Below are 16,495 nucleotides of genomic sequence, written 5' to 3'. Positions count from 1 at the left end.
CGCCGCTGGGGCCCCCCCACGTGCCCCCAAACCTCCGCCCACATCTCCCCCCCCGCCGGCGGGGGCCCCGGCCGGGGCGCCCCCGGGGCCCGGGCCGGGGGGGGGGGGGGGGCCACCCCCCCCCCCCGCGGCCGTGTCAGGATCGTGGGATGGTGGAAAAGATCATCGCGGCGTGCGACGGCGCGTCGAAGGGAAACCCCGGCCCCGCGGCCTGGGCATGGGTCATCGGCCGGGCCGACGGAGGGATCGACCGCTGGGAGGCGGGTCCGCTCGGCCGGGCGACCAACAACGTGGCCGAACTCACGGCCCTTGAACGCCTGCTCGAAGCGCTCGACCCGGACGTGCCGGCCGAGGTCCGGATGGACTCGCAGTACGCCATGAAGGCCGTCACGACCTGGCTGCCCGGCTGGCGGCGCAAGGGCTGGAAGACCTCCTCCGGCAGTCCCGTCGCCAACAAGGACCTGGTCGTCCGCATCGACGCGCTCCTGACCGGCCGGGACGTCGACTTCGTCTACGTACCCGCGCACCAGGTCGACGGCGACCCCCTCAACGACGCGGCCGACCGTGCGGCCAGCCACACCGCCCGTACCCAGGAGCCCATGGACTCCGCCGCCGGTACCCCGCTGCCCCCGCCGGAAGCCCCGACGCGCGCCTCCGCGCCCCGCGCGCGCGCCTCCGCGCCGTCCGGCTCCGCCGGCCGCTCCACGGCCGGTTCCTCCGGCGGCGCGTCCGCCCGTCGGACACGCCCGTCCGGCGGCACGCTCAAGGCGAGATTCGCCGGCCGCTGCCGCTGCGGCAAGGCCTACGACAAGGGCGAGACCATCGCCAAGAACCCCGACGGCTGGGGCCATCCCGCCTGCGCCTGACCCGTCCGCCGTCCGACTGGCGGGCGGCTCCGTCCGTTGCTTGAGACCGGTCGACCCGGGTGCGCGCGAGCCTTCACCCAGGCGTGTACCCGGGTTCTTCCGAGGTTCTGTTCTCCGAGCGGTTGTGGCTGCATACTGTCCTCCTCGCACCGGTGACGAACCGTTTTACCTGCTCATTTGTCGCTCTCACGACGCGATCGGCACCCGGCGAGAACCTCCCTCCTGCTGCCGCCGCGGTCACCCCTCGGCGGAAGCTTTCCCTGCCCGTGAAAGACCCGAGGACCCGTGCCAGTACCTGTTCTCCTGACCGGGCGCACCGTGCGCCTGGAGCCGCTGGCGATGCGGCACGCCGAAGCCCTCGCCCGGGCCGGCGGGGCGGACCGATCGGCCTACGCCTTCACCCCCGTACCCGACGGCTTCGAATCGGCCCTCGACTACATCGCCCGTGCCCTGACCGATCAGGCGGCAGGACGCTCTCTGCCCTTCGCCCTGGTCAGTACGGCCGACGAGCGCGTCATCGGCTCGACCCGGTTCCTCGAACTCGACTACTGGCGGGGGCCGCTGATCTGGCCGCCCGTCCCCGGCACGCCCCACGGCGATCCGCTGACCGCCGTGCCGGACGCCGCCGAGATCGGCAACACCTGGATCGCCCGTGACGCCCGGGGCACGGGCATCAACACCGAAGCCAAGTACCTCATGCTCCGGCACGCCTTCGAGACCTGGGGCGTCCGCCGCGTCACGATGCGCGCCGACGCCCGCAACACCCGCTCCAGAATCGCGATCGAACGCCTCGGCGCCAGCTGCGAGGGCGTCCGCCGCGCCCACTCCCGGGGCCTCGACGGAGCCGTCCGCGACACGGCCTTCTACTCGATCCTCGACGAGGAATGGCCCGCCGTCCGCGACATCGTCGAACTCCGCATGTCCACCCCCCGCCAGGTGCGCGTCCCCCAGGACCTGCTCCCGGCCTGACCCCTTCCACCACCCCTCCGACGGGCGCTAGCGCCGCCGCCGGAGGGGTGGTTCCATGGAGGGGACGGGAAGGACTCCACAGTGAGGCGCGGGGTAGCGGCCGTCACCGACCGCGCACCGCGCAATCAGGATCCGCGAGAAGCGGATGAGTCCTTCCCGCCCCCATGTCCTTGTCCCTCGGCGCCCTCCCCGCCCGGCGGCCGACGGGCCGCCCGGGTCCACCTCGGGCACGTTCCCGCCCGCCCGGTACGGTGATCCGGACAGCGAGCCGTGCCACCCGAAGGGACCGAGTGATCGTGCCGACCGGAACCGCCGACGTACTCCTCCGGACGGAGGGCCGGGCCGGATTCATCACCCTGAACCGCCCCCGCGCCATCAACGCGCTCACCCACCCCATGGTCCTCGCCGTCGACACGGCCCTGACCGCCTGGGAGCACGACCCGGACATCGCCACCGTCGTCATCGAGGGCGCGGGGGAACGCGGTCTCTGCGCCGGCGGCGACATCCGCGCCATCCACGACGACGCCCGCGCCGGCGGCTCCGCCTCGGTGGCCTTCTGGCGCGACGAGTACCGGCTCAACGCCCGCGTCGCCCGCTACCCGAAGCCCTACGTCGCCCTCATGGACGGCATCGTCATGGGCGGCGGCGTCGGCGTCTCCGCGCACGGCTCCGTCCGCGTCGTCACCGAACGCTCACGGATCGCCATGCCGGAGACCGGCATCGGGTTCGTCCCCGACGTCGGCGGCACCCACCTCCTCGGGCGTGCCCCCGGCGAGCTCGGCACCCATCTCGCCCTCACCGGCGGCCACGTCGGCGCCGCCGACGCGATCCTCACCGGCCTCGCCGATCACTTCGTCCCCTCCGCCGCACTCCCCGCCCTCGTCCACGACCTGACCCGGCTGCCGGCCGGGGAGGCCGTCGCCCGCCACACCGCCACGGCCCCGCCCGGCGTCCTCGCCGAGCAGCGGGAGTGGATCGACGCCTGCTATCCGGCCGGGACCGTCGAGACCGTCGTCGAGCGCCTCTTCGACACCGGCGTGCCCGCCGCCAAGGAGGCGGCCACCACCCTCCTCGCGAAGTCGCCGACCGCCCTCAAGGCCACCCTGGCCACGCTCCGCCGCTCCCGCGCGCTCGCGACCCTGGAAGAGGTCCTCGACCTGGAGTTCCGGGTCTCCTGCGCCGCCCTCACCACCCCCGACCTCGTCGAGGGCATCCGCGCCCAGGTCGTCGACAAGGACCGCGACCCCCGCTGGTCCCCGGCCACCCTCCCCGAGGTCACGGACGAGGACGTCGCCCGCTTCTTCACCGCGCCGCCCGCCGGCGACCTCGGACTCGCCGCCGCCCGCCACGCCTCCGGGGACCGGGGAGCCGGGGACGGCGCGTGAGCGCCGACACCACCTTCGGGCCCGTGCTCGACCGCATCGCCGAGGAGATCGCCGAACTCGCCGACCGCGGCACCCCGGCGGACTACATCCCGGCCCTCGCCGCCGGTGACCCCGCCGACTTCGGCATGGCCGTGGCGGAACTCGACGGCACCGTCTACGGGGTGGGGGACTGGCGCCGCCCCTTCTCCACCCAGTCCGTCACCAAGGTCTTCACCCTCGCGCTCGCCCTCGCCGGAGAGGGCGACGCGCTCTGGGCCCACGTCGGCAGGGAACCCTCGGGCGACCCGTTCAACTCCCTCGTCCAGCTGGAGTACGAACAGGGCATCCCGCGCAACCCCTTCATCAACGCCGGCGCCCTCGTCGTCACCGACCGCCTGCACCGGCTCACCGGCGACGCCTCGGGCAGCCTGCTCGCCTTCCTGCGCGCCGAGAGCGGCAACCCGGACCTCGTCTTCGACACCGGCGTGGCCGCGTCGGAAGCCGCGCACGGCGACCGCAACGCGGCCCTCGCCCACTTCATGGCCTCCTACGGCAACATCACGGGACCCGTACCCGACCTGCTGCGCGAGTACTTCCGCCAGTGCTCCCTCGAAGCCTCCTGCGCCGATCTGGCCCTGGCCACCGGCTTCCTGGCGCGCCACGGCCTGCGCGCCGACGGTACGCGCCTGCTGACCCGCAGCCAGGCCAAGCAGGTCAACGCGGTCATGCTCACCTGCGGCACCTACGACGCGGCCGGCGACTTCGCGTACCGCGTGGGCCTGCCGGGCAAGAGCGGCGTCGGCGGGGCCGTCGTGGCCGTCGTGCCGGGGCGCTGCACGCTGTGCGTGTGGAGCCCCGGCCTCGACAGCCGGGGCAACTCGGTCGCGGGCGTGACCGCCCTCGACCGCTTCACCACCATCACCGGCCTGTCCGTCTTCTGAGCCCCGCCGCCGGTGCGGGACGGGCGCGCCGCCGGACGCGCCGGGCGTGCCGCCGGTGCGCGGTGGGCATGCTGCCGGGGTCGCCGGCCCCGCTCGGACCGAGGAGAGCTCCGCATGACCGTCCCGACCCGCATCCGCACCTCCGCGAAGGCCGTCGTCCTCCACGAGGGATCCGTTCTCCTCACCCGGAACATCTGGAACGGCCGAGAGGGCCACTTCCTCCCCGGCGGCGGCCAGGAGACCGGTGAGCTCCTTCCCGACGCGGTGCGCAGGGAGGTGCGCGAGGAGACCGGGCTGACCGTGGAGGTCGGCCCGTTGCTCTGGGTCCTGGAAGGCTGGACCGACCGTCCCGGCCCTCTGACGTCGGAGAACTACCACCGCGTCGAGATCGTCTTCCTGTGCGCCGTGGACGGCAGTTCCGACCTCGTCGGCGGAGTCGAGCAGGACACCGATCAGATCGGCCTCGACTGGGTCCCCCTCGAGAAGATCGCGTCCCTGGAGACCCTCTCCCCCCGCTACCGCGACAACCTGGCGCTCCTGGCGTCCGGAGACGTCCCCCGAGCGGCCTACCTGGAGCGCCAGGACCTGCCCCCTCGGGCCAGGTCCTAGGAGGGGCGGCCCAGCCGGACCGTGACCGTCTTGGGCCGCTGGTACTCCTGGAGGGCCAGCGTGCTCAGGTCGGTGCCGTGGCCGGAGGCGCCCCGGCCGCCGTGCGGGAGCTCCGCGGTCTGCACGAGATGGCAGTTGAGCCACGTCTCGCCCGCGTCCAGGGCGGCGGTCAGCTCCAGGCCGGCCGTGAGGTCGGTCGTCCACACGCTCGCCGCGAGGGCCTGCGGGACACCGTTCGCCAGGGCGAGGGCGGCCGCCGGCCCCTCGGCCCGCTGCACGGTCAGGAGCGGGCCGAACACCTCCTCGGTGACGGCCGGGTCGTCGTCCGGGAGGTCCGCGAGCAGCCGGGCCGGCCGCCAGTGTCCCGCCTCCTCGCCCGGCGCCGGGGCGATGCCCGCGGCGAGGTTCCGCTTGGCGCCGGAGGAGGCGACCAGACGGTCGTGGCGTTCCGCCTGGTCCGGGTTGTTCAGCGGTCCGAAGTCACGGCCCGCCACCCGCGAGCCCAGGGCCGCCGCGAGGCCCTCGACGGCGGCCTCGTAGTTCTCCGGCAGGGTGATGACCCGCGCCGGAGCGGCGCAGCTCTGCCCCGCGTTGTACGTGACGGCCTCCGCGAGGGACGCCCAGGTGTCGGCGGGCGCGTCGGGCAGGACGATCGCCGGGGCGTTGCCGCCCAGCTCCAGACTGACCCGCCGGGTCCCCGCGCGCGCCGCGACGTCCGCTCCGGCCCGCCCGCTGCCGGTGAACGCCACCATGTCCACCGCGGACCCGACGAGCAGCCGACCGGTCTCCCGGTCGCCCGTGAGGCACCGGAGCACGTCCGCGCCGAGCACCTCCCCGGCGTGCTCGGCGAGCAGCAGGAGGCTGTCGGGGGTCGTCTCGGCCGGCTTCGCCACCACCGTGTTCCCGGCTGCCAGGGCCGGCGCGCAGCGCCAGGCCGCCATGAGCAGCGGGTAGTTCCACGGCACCACCGCGCCCACCACGCCGACCGGCTCCCAGCGCACCCAGCTCTCGTGGCCGTCCACGAGTCTCCCCGCCGCCGGTGCGGTGCGGGTCCTGGCCGCCGTCGCGAAGAACCGGAACAGGTCCGCGACCTGCTCGATCTCACCCGCCGCCTCCGCCTCCGGCTTGCCCGTCCCGGCCCGCTCACGGGCCGCGTACTCCGCCGCGTGCTCCTCGACCAGGCCCGCGAGACGCTCGAGCCGGCGCCCGCGCTCCTTGGGAGTGAGCGCGCTCCAGCCGGGCAGCGCGGCGCGGGCGGCCGACACGGCGGCCCCGACCTCGGGCAGCCGGGACCGGACGGCGGTGCCGCGTGGCGCTCCGGTGCGGGGATCGGTCAGGTCGATGGGGGGAGCCGGGAAGCTGGTGCTCATGACGGCCTTTCGCGGATCGGTGGAACGGTCGACCGGTGGAACGGCGGAACGGTGGAACGGTGGAACGGCGGGTCCTGCGGATCGGTCTGCCGGGCGTGGCTCACACGTCGTACGAGCGCAGCCAGAGCTCCAGCGTGAGCACCAGCCACAACTTGCCGCCCTGCCGGGGCAGCAGGGCGCCCTCGCCCCGCAGCCAGGAGCGGACGGTCTCCGGTCGGAACAGCCCGCGCCGCCGGGACGTGGGGCCGAGGAGGAGGTCCTGGCCGAGGTCGCGGAGCGGACCCGTCAGCCACTGCTGCACCGGCACCCGCATCCCGCTCTTGGGACGGTCGACCACCGTGCCGGGGAGCAGGTCCCGGACGGCTTCCTTGAGGATCCACTTCTCCGCGGTGCCACGGAGCTTGAAGGAGGGCGGGGTCGCGAACGCGTGGTCGACGACCGACCGGTCGAACAGCGGAGAACGCCCTTCCACCCCCTGCGAGGACGTCAGCCGTTCCACCTTCGTGAGGATGTGGTGGGCGCCCTTGGTCCGCAGGTTGCAGTGCAGCAGCTGGTTCAGGAGATGCCCCATCCGGTACGGGCCGCCGCCGTCCGCCGTCAGGTACGGCGCCACGTGCCGCTCCAGGGGCGGCGCGTCCCGCAGCGCTTCGAGGGCCGGTGCCGTCAGCAGGTCCGGAAGGTCGGTCCAGCACTTGCGGTACGAGCGCAGGTACGCGGTCGCCCGGTCCTCGTCCCAGGGCGCGCCCGGCGTCCGGTGCATCTCCTGGACCAGCATGGGGAGGTTCTTCGGGCCGCCGAAGACCGGGTCCCCGCCCTCGCCGTTGAGGACGACGGAGGCGCCGTCGGCGGCCACGGCCTCGGCGAGCATCAGGTTCGGTACGGTGAGCGGGTCGCCGACGGGACTGTCGAGGAGTGCGGCGGCCTCGGCCAGCCGGGCGGCGACGGTCGCGCCCGAGACGTTCAGGACCCGGTGGCGGGTGTGGCAGTGCGCGGCCACCAGACCCGAGTACCCCAGTTCGTTCGGCAGGTCGTCGCCGAAGCTGATGGAGTACGTGTGCACGGGGTGGCTGTGGAGCTTCGCGGCCAGGGCCGTGACCAGCGAGCTGTCGATCCCGCCGGAGAGCAGCACGGCGGCCGGTTCGGCGACGGGCAGCCGGCTCGCCGTCGCCCGTTCCAACAGGGCCCGGAGCTCGAGGACATGGCCGGCCGGGTCCTCGGGGGCGGGCTGCTCGATCCGTTCCCTGGGCTCCCAGTGGACGGTCTCGGTGGACGTACCGTCCCGGCGCAGCCGGAGCACCCGTCCGGGCAGCAGCTCCCGTACGCCGGTGAGGAGGGTCTCTTCCCCGGGCAGATAGGCGAAGGTGAGGAAGGAGCGGACGGCGGACAGGTTCATCGAGGTGCCGAGCACGGGCCAGCGGCGCAGCGCGCGCAGCGAGGTGGAGGCGGCCCAGGCGCCGTCGGCCCGCGCGTAGAACAGGGTGCGGGCGCCGACGTGGTCGCGGATCAGGACCAGGTCCCGGCCGTCGAGCACGGCGAGTACGAACATCCCCTCGGCCCGCGCCACCCCCGCCTCCCCGAACAGCGCCCAGCTGCGGAGCAGCAGTTCACCGTCCGGGCAGCCGGGCGGCGGGGGAGCGCCCCGCTCCGCGAGGGCGGCGAGCAGCACCGGCCGGTTGTGCAGGGTGACCTCCCCGACGGCCGTCCGGCCGTACGCGGTGAACGGGCCCTCGGCGCGGCCGGTCTCCCCGGTGAGCAGCGAAAGCTCGGCGCCGGGGACCCCGGCCGGGACGTGGCCGGGCCCGAGCGCGCCCATCGCGTCGAGATGGGCGCGGGCCTGCCCGGTGGTGTCGGCCAGGCAGGCGCACAGACGTGCCACGTACGGCTCCTTCTCCTCGTGTCGTTCCTGCGGTGTGGGCGCGGCGGCTCAGCCGAAGTCGTCGTCGTTCCAGGCGTCCTCGTCGCCGTCCCAGTTCGCGTCCCAGTCGTTTCCGTCGCCGGAGCCGTCGTCACCGCCCCCGCTGTCGCCACCGCCGCTGTCGCCGCCTCCGCCGGAGGACTGCTGGGCCTGCGCCTGCTGCTGACGCAGCGCCTCCTCCTGCTCGGGGGAGAGGCTCAGCGGCGGCAGCTGGGCGGCGGTGATCGCGAGGGTCGCCACACCCAGGCCGGTGAGGAGGACGCCCATCCGGCCGCCGAAGGAACTGCGGTTGACGAGGACCTTCTCGCCCCGGGCCCCCCACAGCGTGCGGCCGTAGCCGATGTCCCGGGCGTAGCCGGTGGTGCCGTCGGCGAGGACGCGCTTGATGATGCGGTCGCCGAGCAGCTCGTCGGTGCCGGAGGAGCCGCGGTTGTCGTGCCAGGACACGAGGTGCGGCCGGCCGGCGGTGCGGCGCCGCCACTCCTCGAGGCCGTCCTCGTAGGCGCGGTGGACGGTGCCGTCGGCGAGCAGTTCGTCCGTGTAGCCGATCTCTTCGGGACGGATCATGGTGTGCGTACCTCGGGTCGGTGGGAGGGGGCGCCGGGACGGTTCACGCGGCGGGCCAGGTCATGAAGCCGGTTCCGCGCAGTTCGCGCAGGCCGCTCCACAGGGAGTCGCGGGGTGGTCGTGGTCCCCGGGTGAGACGCAGGACGGTCCGTACGAGCCGGGCCGGGGACACGGCCGCCACCTGGGCGAACCGTCCGCTCGCCAGCCACTCGGTCTCCCGTGGCCGGAGGGCGGCGGGCAGGGCGGCGAGGGCGGCGGGGCCGGGCGCCGGGCCGCGGCCGGAGGGTAGGCGCAGCGCGGCCGCGTGCCGGGGGACCAGACCCAGGGAGACCACCCGTACACCCGGCACGGGCCCCAGGCCGGCTCTGACCCGGGCCGGGAGCGCGACCCCGGACGGGCTCGCGTCGTGCAGGACGTGCACGGTGGCGCCGCCCGCCCGCTCCAGGGCGGCGAGCAGCCGCGGGCCGAGCGGCAGGGCGTCGTCGGCGGTGAGGACCGGGCAGGCCGCCTCCAGATGCACGTGGTTGGCGAGCAGCATCCCGGCGATCGGGCGGTCCTGGCAGATCAGCAGCCGGGGAAGGCCGTAGTCGTAGAGGTCCGGCTCCGACGGCTCGCCCGCGCCCGGGAGGCGCGGGGCGGGCGGCGGGTCCTGGAGGAGGCCCGGTACGGTCTTCCGGCCGCGTACGTCCAGGGCGCGGGTGAACGCGGGCAGGCGCAGGACCGGGGGAGGGGTGCCCGGGATCCGGCCGAGGAGGGCCGCCCCGGGGCTCAGCACGCGGCAGGTCTCGTAGTAGAGCTGGCGCTCGGTGAACCGCAGCCCGCCGGGAGCGGCGGCGCGGACCGCCGCCACGTCGATCGCCCGGCCGGTCACCCGCGCGGCGGCTCCGGGGCCGACGCCCTGGCCGAGGGACGGGAGGTGTCGCTGGCTCATCCGGCCGTGGCGCCTTTCGGTCGGGACGTCTCGCCGCCCGGCGCCGGCACCTCGGCCGGCCAGGTCAGGAAGCCGTCGGTGGAGCGGAGGCCGGCGGGCCGGGCGGCCAGCGCCTGCCGTACGGCCGCGGTGACGACCGCCTCCAGGCGGCGCGGCGGAACGGCGGCCAGGGGGCTCCAGTACCCCTGGGCCAGCCACGTGGCGTCCGCCCCGGACAGGCCCGCGACGGAACGGAGGTCCGCGGCGCTCGCCGTGGGCGCGGTCGAGACCCGGTGCACGGCACCGCGGCGCGTCCGGACGGCGGCCACGGGAAGGCCGGCGTCGACCACGGCCCGGTCCGGACGGGCGAGGCGAAGGAGCGGGGCGAGCAACGCCCCCAGGGCGCTCGCGTCGTGGAGCACCACCACCGGCAGCCCTTCGGGAACGTCCACGAGCGCCTCGTGCGCGGCGGGCGGCCGTGCCTCGACGAGCCGGGCCTTCAGCTTCGCGGGGATGCCGTTGACCCGGAGGAACACGGCGACCGCGTGGTCGGTGCAGAGGATGACGGCCTCGGGGCGGTCCGCCAGGAGCTCGTGGGGCGCGGACGCGCGCGGGCCGTCGTCCACCACGCGCGGCGGCAGCTTCCCGTAGGCGGCCTTCCAGCGGTCGTGCATCATCTGCCGGAACTCGCCCTCCGGGGGACTGATGGACGACCAGGGGGCTTCGGCGGGCCTGTACCGCATGACCGAGGCCGCCACCACCACGACGACGGCGGCGGCGACCCCGCCCGGCCCGCCGTGGGCGAGAATGCCGACCGCGAGCAGGAGGAGCGCGAGGGGCGCGGCGACCAGCCACCGGACGCCGGGCCTGATTCCGCGTGCGGGCCTCGGCCCCCGGGAACCGCTGGAGGTGCGGCTGAGGTACCAGAGCTGGGTGACGGTCATCTGCAGACGGCCACCCGCGGTGGCCTTCGCGGCGATCCGTTGGATCCGCAGGTCGTTCATGCCACGGCCGTGGGCCTTCGGATCCAGCGCGAACTGCTTGGCGCAGTGCGAACACACGTACCCCGTCCGCTCCTTGGCCGTAAGCCCGGTGGCGCAGTGCGGGCAGGTCATCGGTCACCCGCCAGGTCGGATCCGGCCGCGTCCGGCCAGCTCAGGAACCCCAGGTCGGCGGCCCGCCGCAGGTCGGCGTCGACCCCGCGCGTGACCTGTCCCGCGACCCGCTCGACGACGCCGAGCAACCGGGCCGGCGGCAGTCCGACGAGGGGGAAGCGCCAGCCCTTCCCGAGCCACTTCAGCTCCTCGGGGGTGAACGCGCCGAGTCCGGTGAGGAGCCGCATGTGCTCCGCGCCGGGCTTCCGCCCGGGCTCCCGGTAGGGGACGGCCCGCGGCAGGGCCCGTACCGTGCGCAGCGACGGTCCGGCGTCGACGACGGTACGGCCCGGGAAGGCGTCCCGCAGCTGCCGGACGAGGAGTTCGCCGTACGCGTCGATGTCGTGGAGCACGAGCACCGGACCGTCCGACGGGACCGCGCGGGCCTCCTCGGGGCTCCGGACCGGGACGAGGCCGTACCGGGCGGGCAGTCCGTCGGCGACGAGGAAGGCGACGACGGCGGGGTCGGGGCAGACGAGCACCCCGTTCGTGGCGCCCTCACCCGTCCCGGCCGCCGTGGCTCCGGCGGATCCCCCGGTGTCGAGGACACCGGGCGGCAGTGCCCCGTACACCTTCCGCCACTCGGCGAGCACCCGCGCGGGGAACGCCTCGCGGGAGAGGGGCGGGACGCCCTTCCCGACGCCCGCGGCGCGGGCCATGGCGATGCCCAGGCCGACGAGCAGCATGACGGGGGTGACGAGGAGCAGCTGCGGGATCTCGCTGACGACGGCCGCGACGACGGCGACGACGCCCGCGCCGATGGCCATGCCCATGCAGCCCGGCGCGAACTCGTTGTCCCGGAGGCGCTTGCGGGAGAGGGCGTACCAGAGCTGGTCCGGGACGATCCGGATCCGGCCCTCGTCGGTGAGCGCGGCGGTGATCCGGCGCACCCGGAGGTCGCCCAGGCCGAGCGGGTTGGTCTTGGGGTCGAGGGCGTACGGGCGCCGGCAGTGGGAGCAGCGGTTTCCGGTGCGTTCCTTGCGGAGCAGGTTGCGTTCGCAGTGCGGGCAGATCACCGGGGCACCTCCAGGGCGGTGGCCATCCGGCGCAGCCGGGCGGCCAGCCGTTCCCGGACCGTCGTGGCGGCGATGCCGTGGACGCGCTGGGCGCGCTCGATGTCGCGGAGCGCGGCGGCCAGGGCGCGGTGGTCGGTGAGCGACGGTCCGGCGGCCAGGGCGGTGCGGCCGTGCGTGCCGCCGACGGGTGCCTTCGCCCGCCGCTCGGCCTCGGCCGCGGTGATCGCGTAGTCCTCGTGGTCGATCCCGTAACCGGTGTTCGCGGCGAGGATGGTCAGCGGCACGTCGGCGCGGTTGGCGAACGAGTGCGGCATCATCTCCGGGATGCGGATCAGCATGCCCGGCACGAGCGGGACGTCGACGACCCGCGCCCGGTCCTCGTCGTAGAGCCCGCAGGCGGCATGGCCGAGGCTGAGGACGAAGTGCTCACCGCCGTGCGCGTGCGGGGTGAAGGCGCTGCGCGGGCCCACGACCCCGAGTTTGACGGTGGCGTTGGACGGCCGCTCGGGCGAGGTGGCGGCGTCCCCCACCAGATAGTGGGCGAACTGTCCGTCGTCGATGAACCGCAGGAACTCCCGTTCCGGTCCGAGCTCCCGGCGCCCCTCCCGGTCGGCGAGCAGGATGCCGCCGTCGGGCCTCAGGTGGTAGAGCTCCACCCCGTCGGGCAGGTCGCGCGGGACCTCGCCGGGCAGGTCCTCCGGCACGTGGTCCCGTACGCGTACGAATCGTTCCGCCATCGCGCCTCCCCCTGACGCCCGTTCTGCGCGCACACGCACAACCATCGCATCGTAGAACGCTGTTCGGGAACAGCGGGAGTCCTCGGCGCGACTCCCGTGCGGCCCGGAGGTGAACGGCCGTCGCCACGGCGCGGGGTGACCCGCCGACGGGCCGCGCGCCGCCGGTCAGGTGTGTGCCGCCGGTTCGCCGAGCGCCCCGGCCGCCGTGCGCCATGCCTCCGTGACGGCCCCGTGGGCCAGTGCCGTCGCGGCGGACACGTCGGCGGGCAGCCGGAGCGGGGTCCCGATGTGGACGTGCAGGCCCGGCCTGCGGACGGGCGCCGTCAGCACCCCCGCGATCTGCTTCACGCGCCCGCCGGAGGTGATCCGGCGGGCACCGGCCTGGCCGATCGGCACGACCGGCGCCCCGGTGGCCCCGGCGAGCCGGGCGAGCCCGGTGCGGAACGCCTCCGGCGGATTCTCGGCGGCGTCGGGGCGGGGCGGGATGCGGCCCTCCGCGTACAGCATGACGTGCCGTCCCGAGGCGAGCGCGACCGCCGCGTGGTCGAGGGCGGCGGCGGCCCGCGCCGAGTTGCGGTGGACGGGTACGTATCCCTCGCGGGTCAGGACCCGGCCGAGCAGCGGGACCCGCCACAGCCCGGAGGTGGCGAGCAGCACGGGTTCGACGGCGAGCCGCCTGCGGAGCGCGGCGAGGACGAGCGCCGGGTCGGCCGTCGAGGTGTGGTTCACGACCAGGATGCTGCCGGGTTCGATCCGGGCCTCCGGGTCGGTGGTGACGGTCAGTCGCCCGAAGAACGGGACGACATGGGCGGCGATACGGCTGAGCACGGGCGGGCCCCCTGGATCCGAGGACGAAGCGCTGACCCACCCATCGTGCGAGATCGCGCCGCGCCCCACATGAGCACGCGTACTCAGCTGTCGTACCCAACAGCCGCGGCCGAGCGGCCCGGTGGCCGGCGGCCTTGCCCTCCGGTCTAGGCTGGCCCCCACAGGCGGATCGGGGAGGGGAGAGGGGCGGTGGGACATTCGGCCCGGCGACTCGCGACCCTGCTGCCCGCGCTGCTCTGCGCGGTCTGGTCCCTGCTCGTCCTCCCGGCACCGACGGCGCAGGCCCTCGCCCCGACACCCCACCCGGTCACCGCCGCCTTCCCGGCCGCCCCCGGCGCCGCGCACCACGCTCCCGCGCACCACGCTCCCGGGGACAGTCCCCGGCACAGCCCGCCCCACAGCCCCGCGCGGGCCTCGTCGCCCGAGCCGCACTTCGCGCCCACCGCCGTCGTGCGACTCCCGGCCGCCGTCGAGAACCCCCTGCGGATCCCCGGAACGCCCGCGGCCACCGCCGCCGTTCCCGCCGACCTGTCCGTACCCGCGCGCGGCGCCCTCGCCGGCGACCCCCGCCGGGAGCGCGCGCCGCCCGCCGGACCCCGCGCACCGCGCGCCCCCCGCGGCCCTCCCTCCGCCCGGCACAGCTGACGTTCCCCCGCGTCGCCGTCCGGGCCCTCGGCATGCCCCCGGACCGGTCGACGACGCGCATCCGACCGTACGTCCGGCACGGCCGACGAGCGTTCCCACCCTCCGCGTGGACGCGCGCCGTCGCCGTGCGCTGCCCGTGGAGTACCCGTGACCTCTCGTTCCGCGCTCTGGCGTGCGCTGCTCGCGCTCGCCGTCGTCGCGCTCTCCCTCTGGATCACCCTGACCACCCCGCCCCGTCTCGGACTCGACCTCCGCGGCGGAACCCGTATCGTCCTCCAGACCGAGGACGGACCCACCACCCGTGCGGACGCCGCCGCCACCGACCGCGCCCTGGAGGTGCTCCGCAAGCGCGTCGACGGCCTCGGCGTCGCGGAACCGTCGCTCGCCCGTTCGGGCGAACGGCGCATCGTCATCGAACTCCCCGGGCTCCGCGACCCGCGCCAGGCCGCCGACGTCATCGGCCGTACGGCGCAGCTCACCTTCCACGCCGTCACCGGCGAGGCGCGAGGACCCGCGGGACCGGCCGCGCCGGACGGGACGCGCGTCCTCGCCGACCCCGACACGCCGGGACGCCTTCTCGCCCTGGCCGCGCCCGCGCTCACCGGTGACGGCGTCGAGAGCGCCGACGCCGTCCTCGACACCACGAGCGGCCGGGGCTGGACGGTCGACCTCTCCTTCCGTGACCGCGCCGCCGGCGCCTGGGCCGAGCTGACCGGCGACGCGGCCTGCGCGGCGCCCGCGGACCCGGCGCGCAGGGTCGCGATCGTGCTCGACGACCGGGTCGTCTCCGCGCCCGGCATGCAGGCCGGCGTCCCCTGCGGCGCCGGCATCGGCGGCGGCTCCGCGCAGATCACCGGCGGGTTCTCCGCCCAGGAGGCCCGTGATCTCGCGGCGCTCGTGGAGGGCGGCGCGCTGCCCGTCCCGGTGACGACGGTCGAACAGAGCACCGTGGGACCGACGCTCGGCGCCGAGGCGATCCGGGCGAGCGCCCTGGCCGCGCTGATCGGACTCGCCTGCACCGGACTCTTCGTCATGGTGGTCTACCGGCTCCTCGGAGTCCTCGCCACGGTCGCCCTCCTCCTCTACGGGCTGGTCTCGTACGCCGCCGTGGTCGCCCTGGGGGCCACGCTCACGCTGCCCGGCCTGGCCGGCTTCGTCCTGGCCGTCGGCATCGCCGTCGACGCGAACGTCCTCGTCTTCGAACGGGCGAGGGAGGAGTACGCGGCGCTCGGCCGGACCGCCGGGCGTGATCCCCGGCGTCCGCTGGCGACGGCGTTCGGCAAGGCGTGGAGCGCGGTCGCGGACTCCCACATCACCACCCTGCTCGCGGCCGGCCTGCTGTTCGTCTTCGCGACGGGCCCGGTCAAGGGCTTCGGCGTGACCCTCGCGATCGGTGTCGTGACCTCGCTGCTCACCGCGATGGTGATCACCCGGATCCTCGCCGATCTGGCACTGCGGCTGCCCGCGGTGCGCCACCGGCCGGCCGTCACCGGCATCGCGGACCTCGGCCGGCTGCGGACCCGGCTGACCCGGCGGGTCCCCCGGCTGATGACCCACCGGCGCCGCTGGCTGATGTCCTGCGCCGGGCTCCTGATGGCGGCACTCGCCGGCATCGGCGTCCGGGGCCTGGAGTTCGGCGTCGAGTTCACCGGCGGCCGGGTCGTCCAGTACGCGGCCGAGCGTCCGGTCGACGCCGACGCGGCACGCGAGGCGATCGCCGCGGCGGGTTTCCCGGACGCGGTCGTGCGGACGACGGGCGACGGTGTCGGGTCCGACGGCGAGGACGTGTCGGTACGGGTCCGGGAGACCGGGGACGACGAACAGGACGAGATCAGGGAGGCGCTCACCCGGGTCGCCGGCCCGGTGGAGGTGACGCGCGACGACCTGATCGGCCCGAGCCTGGGAGGCGAGCTGCGCACCCACGCGCTGCTCGCGCTCGGCCTCGCGGTGGCGGCCCAGCTCCTCTATCTGACCGTGCGGTTCCGCTGGACGTACGCGACGGCGGCGGTGGCGGCGATGACCCAGGACGTGCTGCTCGTGGTGGGCCTGTTCGCCTGGCTCGGCAAGCCGGTGGACAGCGTCTTCCTCGCCGCGCTCCTGACCGTCGTCGGCTATTCGGTCAACGACTCCGTCGTCGTCCTCGACCGGCTGCGGGAGCTCCGGCGCCGCGGCGGGGGCGTCGGGCTTCCCGACCTCGCCGACCGGGCCGTCGCCCAGACCCTGCCCCGTACGGTCAACACCGGGATGGGGGCGCTCTTCGTCCTGGTGGCGCTCGCGGTCCTGGGCGGTGACTCGCTCACCGACTTCTCCGTCGCGCTGCTCGCGGGCGTCGTCCTGGGCATGGCGTCCACCGTGTTCACCGCGATGCCGCTGGCCGTGGCCCTGGAGACCCGGCGGCCGGTCCGGATCCCGGCCGTCGGCGGAGGCTCGGGACCGGGGCGGCGGGCAGGCGCGGACCGGGACCGTTCGGGCGCCGTGGTCTGACCCCGCCGGGGGGGGGCCGCCCCCCCCCCCCCCCCCCCGCGGGGGGGGGGGGGGGGGCCCGGCCCCCCCCCCCCCCCCGCCCCCGCCCCCCCCCCCCCCCCCGGACACGGTGAAAAAAAA

At 75.5% G+C, this 16,495-nt stretch carries 15 protein-coding genes; 7 read left to right on the top strand and 8 right to left on the bottom strand.

Features of this window, described 5'->3' with window-relative positions; all coding sequences use genetic code 11:
• The first annotated feature begins 149 nt into the window (after nucleotides 1-149).
• The 5 genes from ACFWUY_RS38610 (at nucleotide 150) to ACFWUY_RS38590 (ending at nucleotide 4,749) form a co-directional block, all read left to right on the top strand.
• Nucleotides 150-866, top strand: coding sequence for a ribonuclease H (locus ACFWUY_RS38610; RefSeq protein ID WP_384121107.1), 717 nt, complete (start codon nucleotides 150-152; stop codon nucleotides 864-866).
• Nucleotides 867-1,151: 285 nt separating this feature from the next.
• Nucleotides 1,152-1,835, top strand: a complete 684-nt coding sequence (locus ACFWUY_RS38605) for a GNAT family N-acetyltransferase (protein ID WP_384121105.1) — start codon at nucleotides 1,152-1,154, stop codon at nucleotides 1,833-1,835.
• Nucleotides 1,836-2,131: 296 nt separating this feature from the next.
• Nucleotides 2,132-3,220, top strand: coding sequence for an enoyl-CoA hydratase/isomerase family protein (locus ACFWUY_RS38600; RefSeq protein ID WP_384121103.1), 1,089 nt, complete (start codon nucleotides 2,132-2,134; stop codon nucleotides 3,218-3,220).
• Nucleotides 3,217-4,140: a glutaminase gene (locus ACFWUY_RS38595; RefSeq protein WP_384121101.1), complete on the top strand. Its 924-nt coding sequence runs from the start codon at nucleotides 3,217-3,219 to the stop codon at nucleotides 4,138-4,140. Before ACFWUY_RS38600 ends, ACFWUY_RS38595 begins: the two co-directional genes overlap by 4 nt.
• 114 nt (nucleotides 4,141-4,254) lie before the next feature.
• Nucleotides 4,255-4,749 (top strand): NUDIX domain-containing protein, encoded by a 495-nt coding sequence (locus ACFWUY_RS38590; RefSeq protein ID WP_384121099.1) that lies wholly within the window; start codon nucleotides 4,255-4,257, stop codon nucleotides 4,747-4,749.
• Here the strand turns inward: ACFWUY_RS38590 and ACFWUY_RS38585 are convergent.
• From ACFWUY_RS38585 to ACFWUY_RS38550, 8 genes are all read right to left on the bottom strand, one after another.
• Entirely contained in the window at nucleotides 4,746-6,119 is a 1,374-nt protein-coding gene (locus ACFWUY_RS38585; protein ID WP_384121097.1) for an aldehyde dehydrogenase family protein, read from the bottom strand. The genes ACFWUY_RS38590 and ACFWUY_RS38585 overlap by 4 nt on opposite strands.
• Nucleotides 6,120-6,219: 100 nt before the next feature.
• Nucleotides 6,220-7,995, bottom strand: coding sequence for an asparagine synthetase B family protein (locus ACFWUY_RS38580; RefSeq protein ID WP_384121095.1), 1,776 nt, complete (start codon nucleotides 7,993-7,995; stop codon nucleotides 6,220-6,222).
• Nucleotides 7,996-8,043: 48 nt separating this feature from the next.
• Complete coding sequence (locus tag ACFWUY_RS38575) at nucleotides 8,044-8,601, bottom strand: hypothetical protein (RefSeq protein ID WP_384121092.1); 558 nt, start codon at nucleotides 8,599-8,601, stop codon at nucleotides 8,044-8,046.
• A gap of 43 nt (nucleotides 8,602-8,644) precedes the next feature.
• Nucleotides 8,645-9,532, bottom strand: coding sequence for a hypothetical protein (locus ACFWUY_RS38570; RefSeq protein ID WP_384121090.1), 888 nt, complete (start codon nucleotides 9,530-9,532; stop codon nucleotides 8,645-8,647).
• Nucleotides 9,529-10,572 (bottom strand): hypothetical protein, encoded by a 1,044-nt coding sequence (locus tag ACFWUY_RS38565; RefSeq protein ID WP_384121088.1) that lies wholly within the window; start codon nucleotides 10,570-10,572, stop codon nucleotides 9,529-9,531. The genes ACFWUY_RS38570 and ACFWUY_RS38565 overlap by 4 nt, the downstream gene beginning before the upstream one ends.
• 50 nt (nucleotides 10,573-10,622) lie before the next feature.
• Nucleotides 10,623-11,681 (bottom strand): hypothetical protein, encoded by a 1,059-nt coding sequence (locus ACFWUY_RS38560; protein WP_384121086.1) that lies wholly within the window; start codon nucleotides 11,679-11,681, stop codon nucleotides 10,623-10,625.
• On the bottom strand, nucleotides 11,678-12,418 hold the full coding sequence (locus tag ACFWUY_RS38555) for a cupin domain-containing protein (protein WP_384121084.1): 741 nt from the start codon (nucleotides 12,416-12,418) through the stop codon (nucleotides 11,678-11,680). Before ACFWUY_RS38555 ends, ACFWUY_RS38560 begins: the two co-directional genes overlap by 4 nt.
• 165 nt (nucleotides 12,419-12,583) lie before the next feature.
• Nucleotides 12,584-13,246 (bottom strand): lysophospholipid acyltransferase family protein, encoded by a 663-nt coding sequence (locus ACFWUY_RS38550; RefSeq protein WP_384121083.1) that lies wholly within the window; start codon nucleotides 13,244-13,246, stop codon nucleotides 12,584-12,586.
• Between the two features lie 189 nt (nucleotides 13,247-13,435).
• Between ACFWUY_RS38550 and ACFWUY_RS38545 the strand changes: the two genes are divergently transcribed.
• Both ACFWUY_RS38545 and secD read left to right on the top strand, forming a co-directional pair.
• Nucleotides 13,436-13,891 carry a hypothetical protein gene (locus ACFWUY_RS38545; protein ID WP_384121081.1) on the top strand — a complete coding sequence of 152 codons (456 nt, stop codon included), beginning with the start codon at nucleotides 13,436-13,438 and terminating at the stop codon, nucleotides 13,889-13,891.
• Nucleotides 13,892-14,038: 147 nt separating this feature from the next.
• Nucleotides 14,039-16,375 (top strand): protein translocase subunit SecD, encoded by a 2,337-nt coding sequence (gene secD / locus ACFWUY_RS38540; protein ID WP_384121079.1) that lies wholly within the window; start codon nucleotides 14,039-14,041, stop codon nucleotides 16,373-16,375.
• Nucleotides 16,376-16,495: the final 120 nt, after the last annotated feature.

This window comes from Streptomyces sp. NPDC058664 (genome assembly GCF_042716635.1).
Taxonomy (GTDB): domain Bacteria; phylum Actinomycetota; class Actinomycetes; order Streptomycetales; family Streptomycetaceae; genus Streptomyces.
Note: the sequence above shows the minus strand (reverse complement) of the source record. Positions and strands in the feature narration are given on the sequence as shown.

Bases quoted from the DNA above. Each gene is read 5' to 3' on its own strand.
- ACFWUY_RS38610 (WP_384121107.1), top strand. From the start codon at position 150: ATGGTGGAAAAGATCATCGCGGCGTGCGACGGCGCGTCGAAGGGAAAC.
- ACFWUY_RS38585 (WP_384121097.1), bottom strand. From the start codon at position 6,119: ATGAGCACCAGCTTCCCGGCTCCCCCCATCGACCTGACCGATCCCCGC.
- ACFWUY_RS38570 (WP_384121090.1), bottom strand. From the start codon at position 9,532: ATGAGCCAGCGACACCTCCCGTCCCTCGGCCAGGGCGTCGGCCCCGGA.
- ACFWUY_RS38590 (WP_384121099.1), top strand. From the start codon at position 4,255: ATGACCGTCCCGACCCGCATCCGCACCTCCGCGAAGGCCGTCGTCCTC.
- ACFWUY_RS38575 (WP_384121092.1), bottom strand. From the start codon at position 8,601: ATGATCCGTCCCGAAGAGATCGGCTACACGGACGAACTGCTCGCCGAC.
- ACFWUY_RS38555 (WP_384121084.1), bottom strand. From the start codon at position 12,418: ATGGCGGAACGATTCGTACGCGTACGGGACCACGTGCCGGAGGACCTG.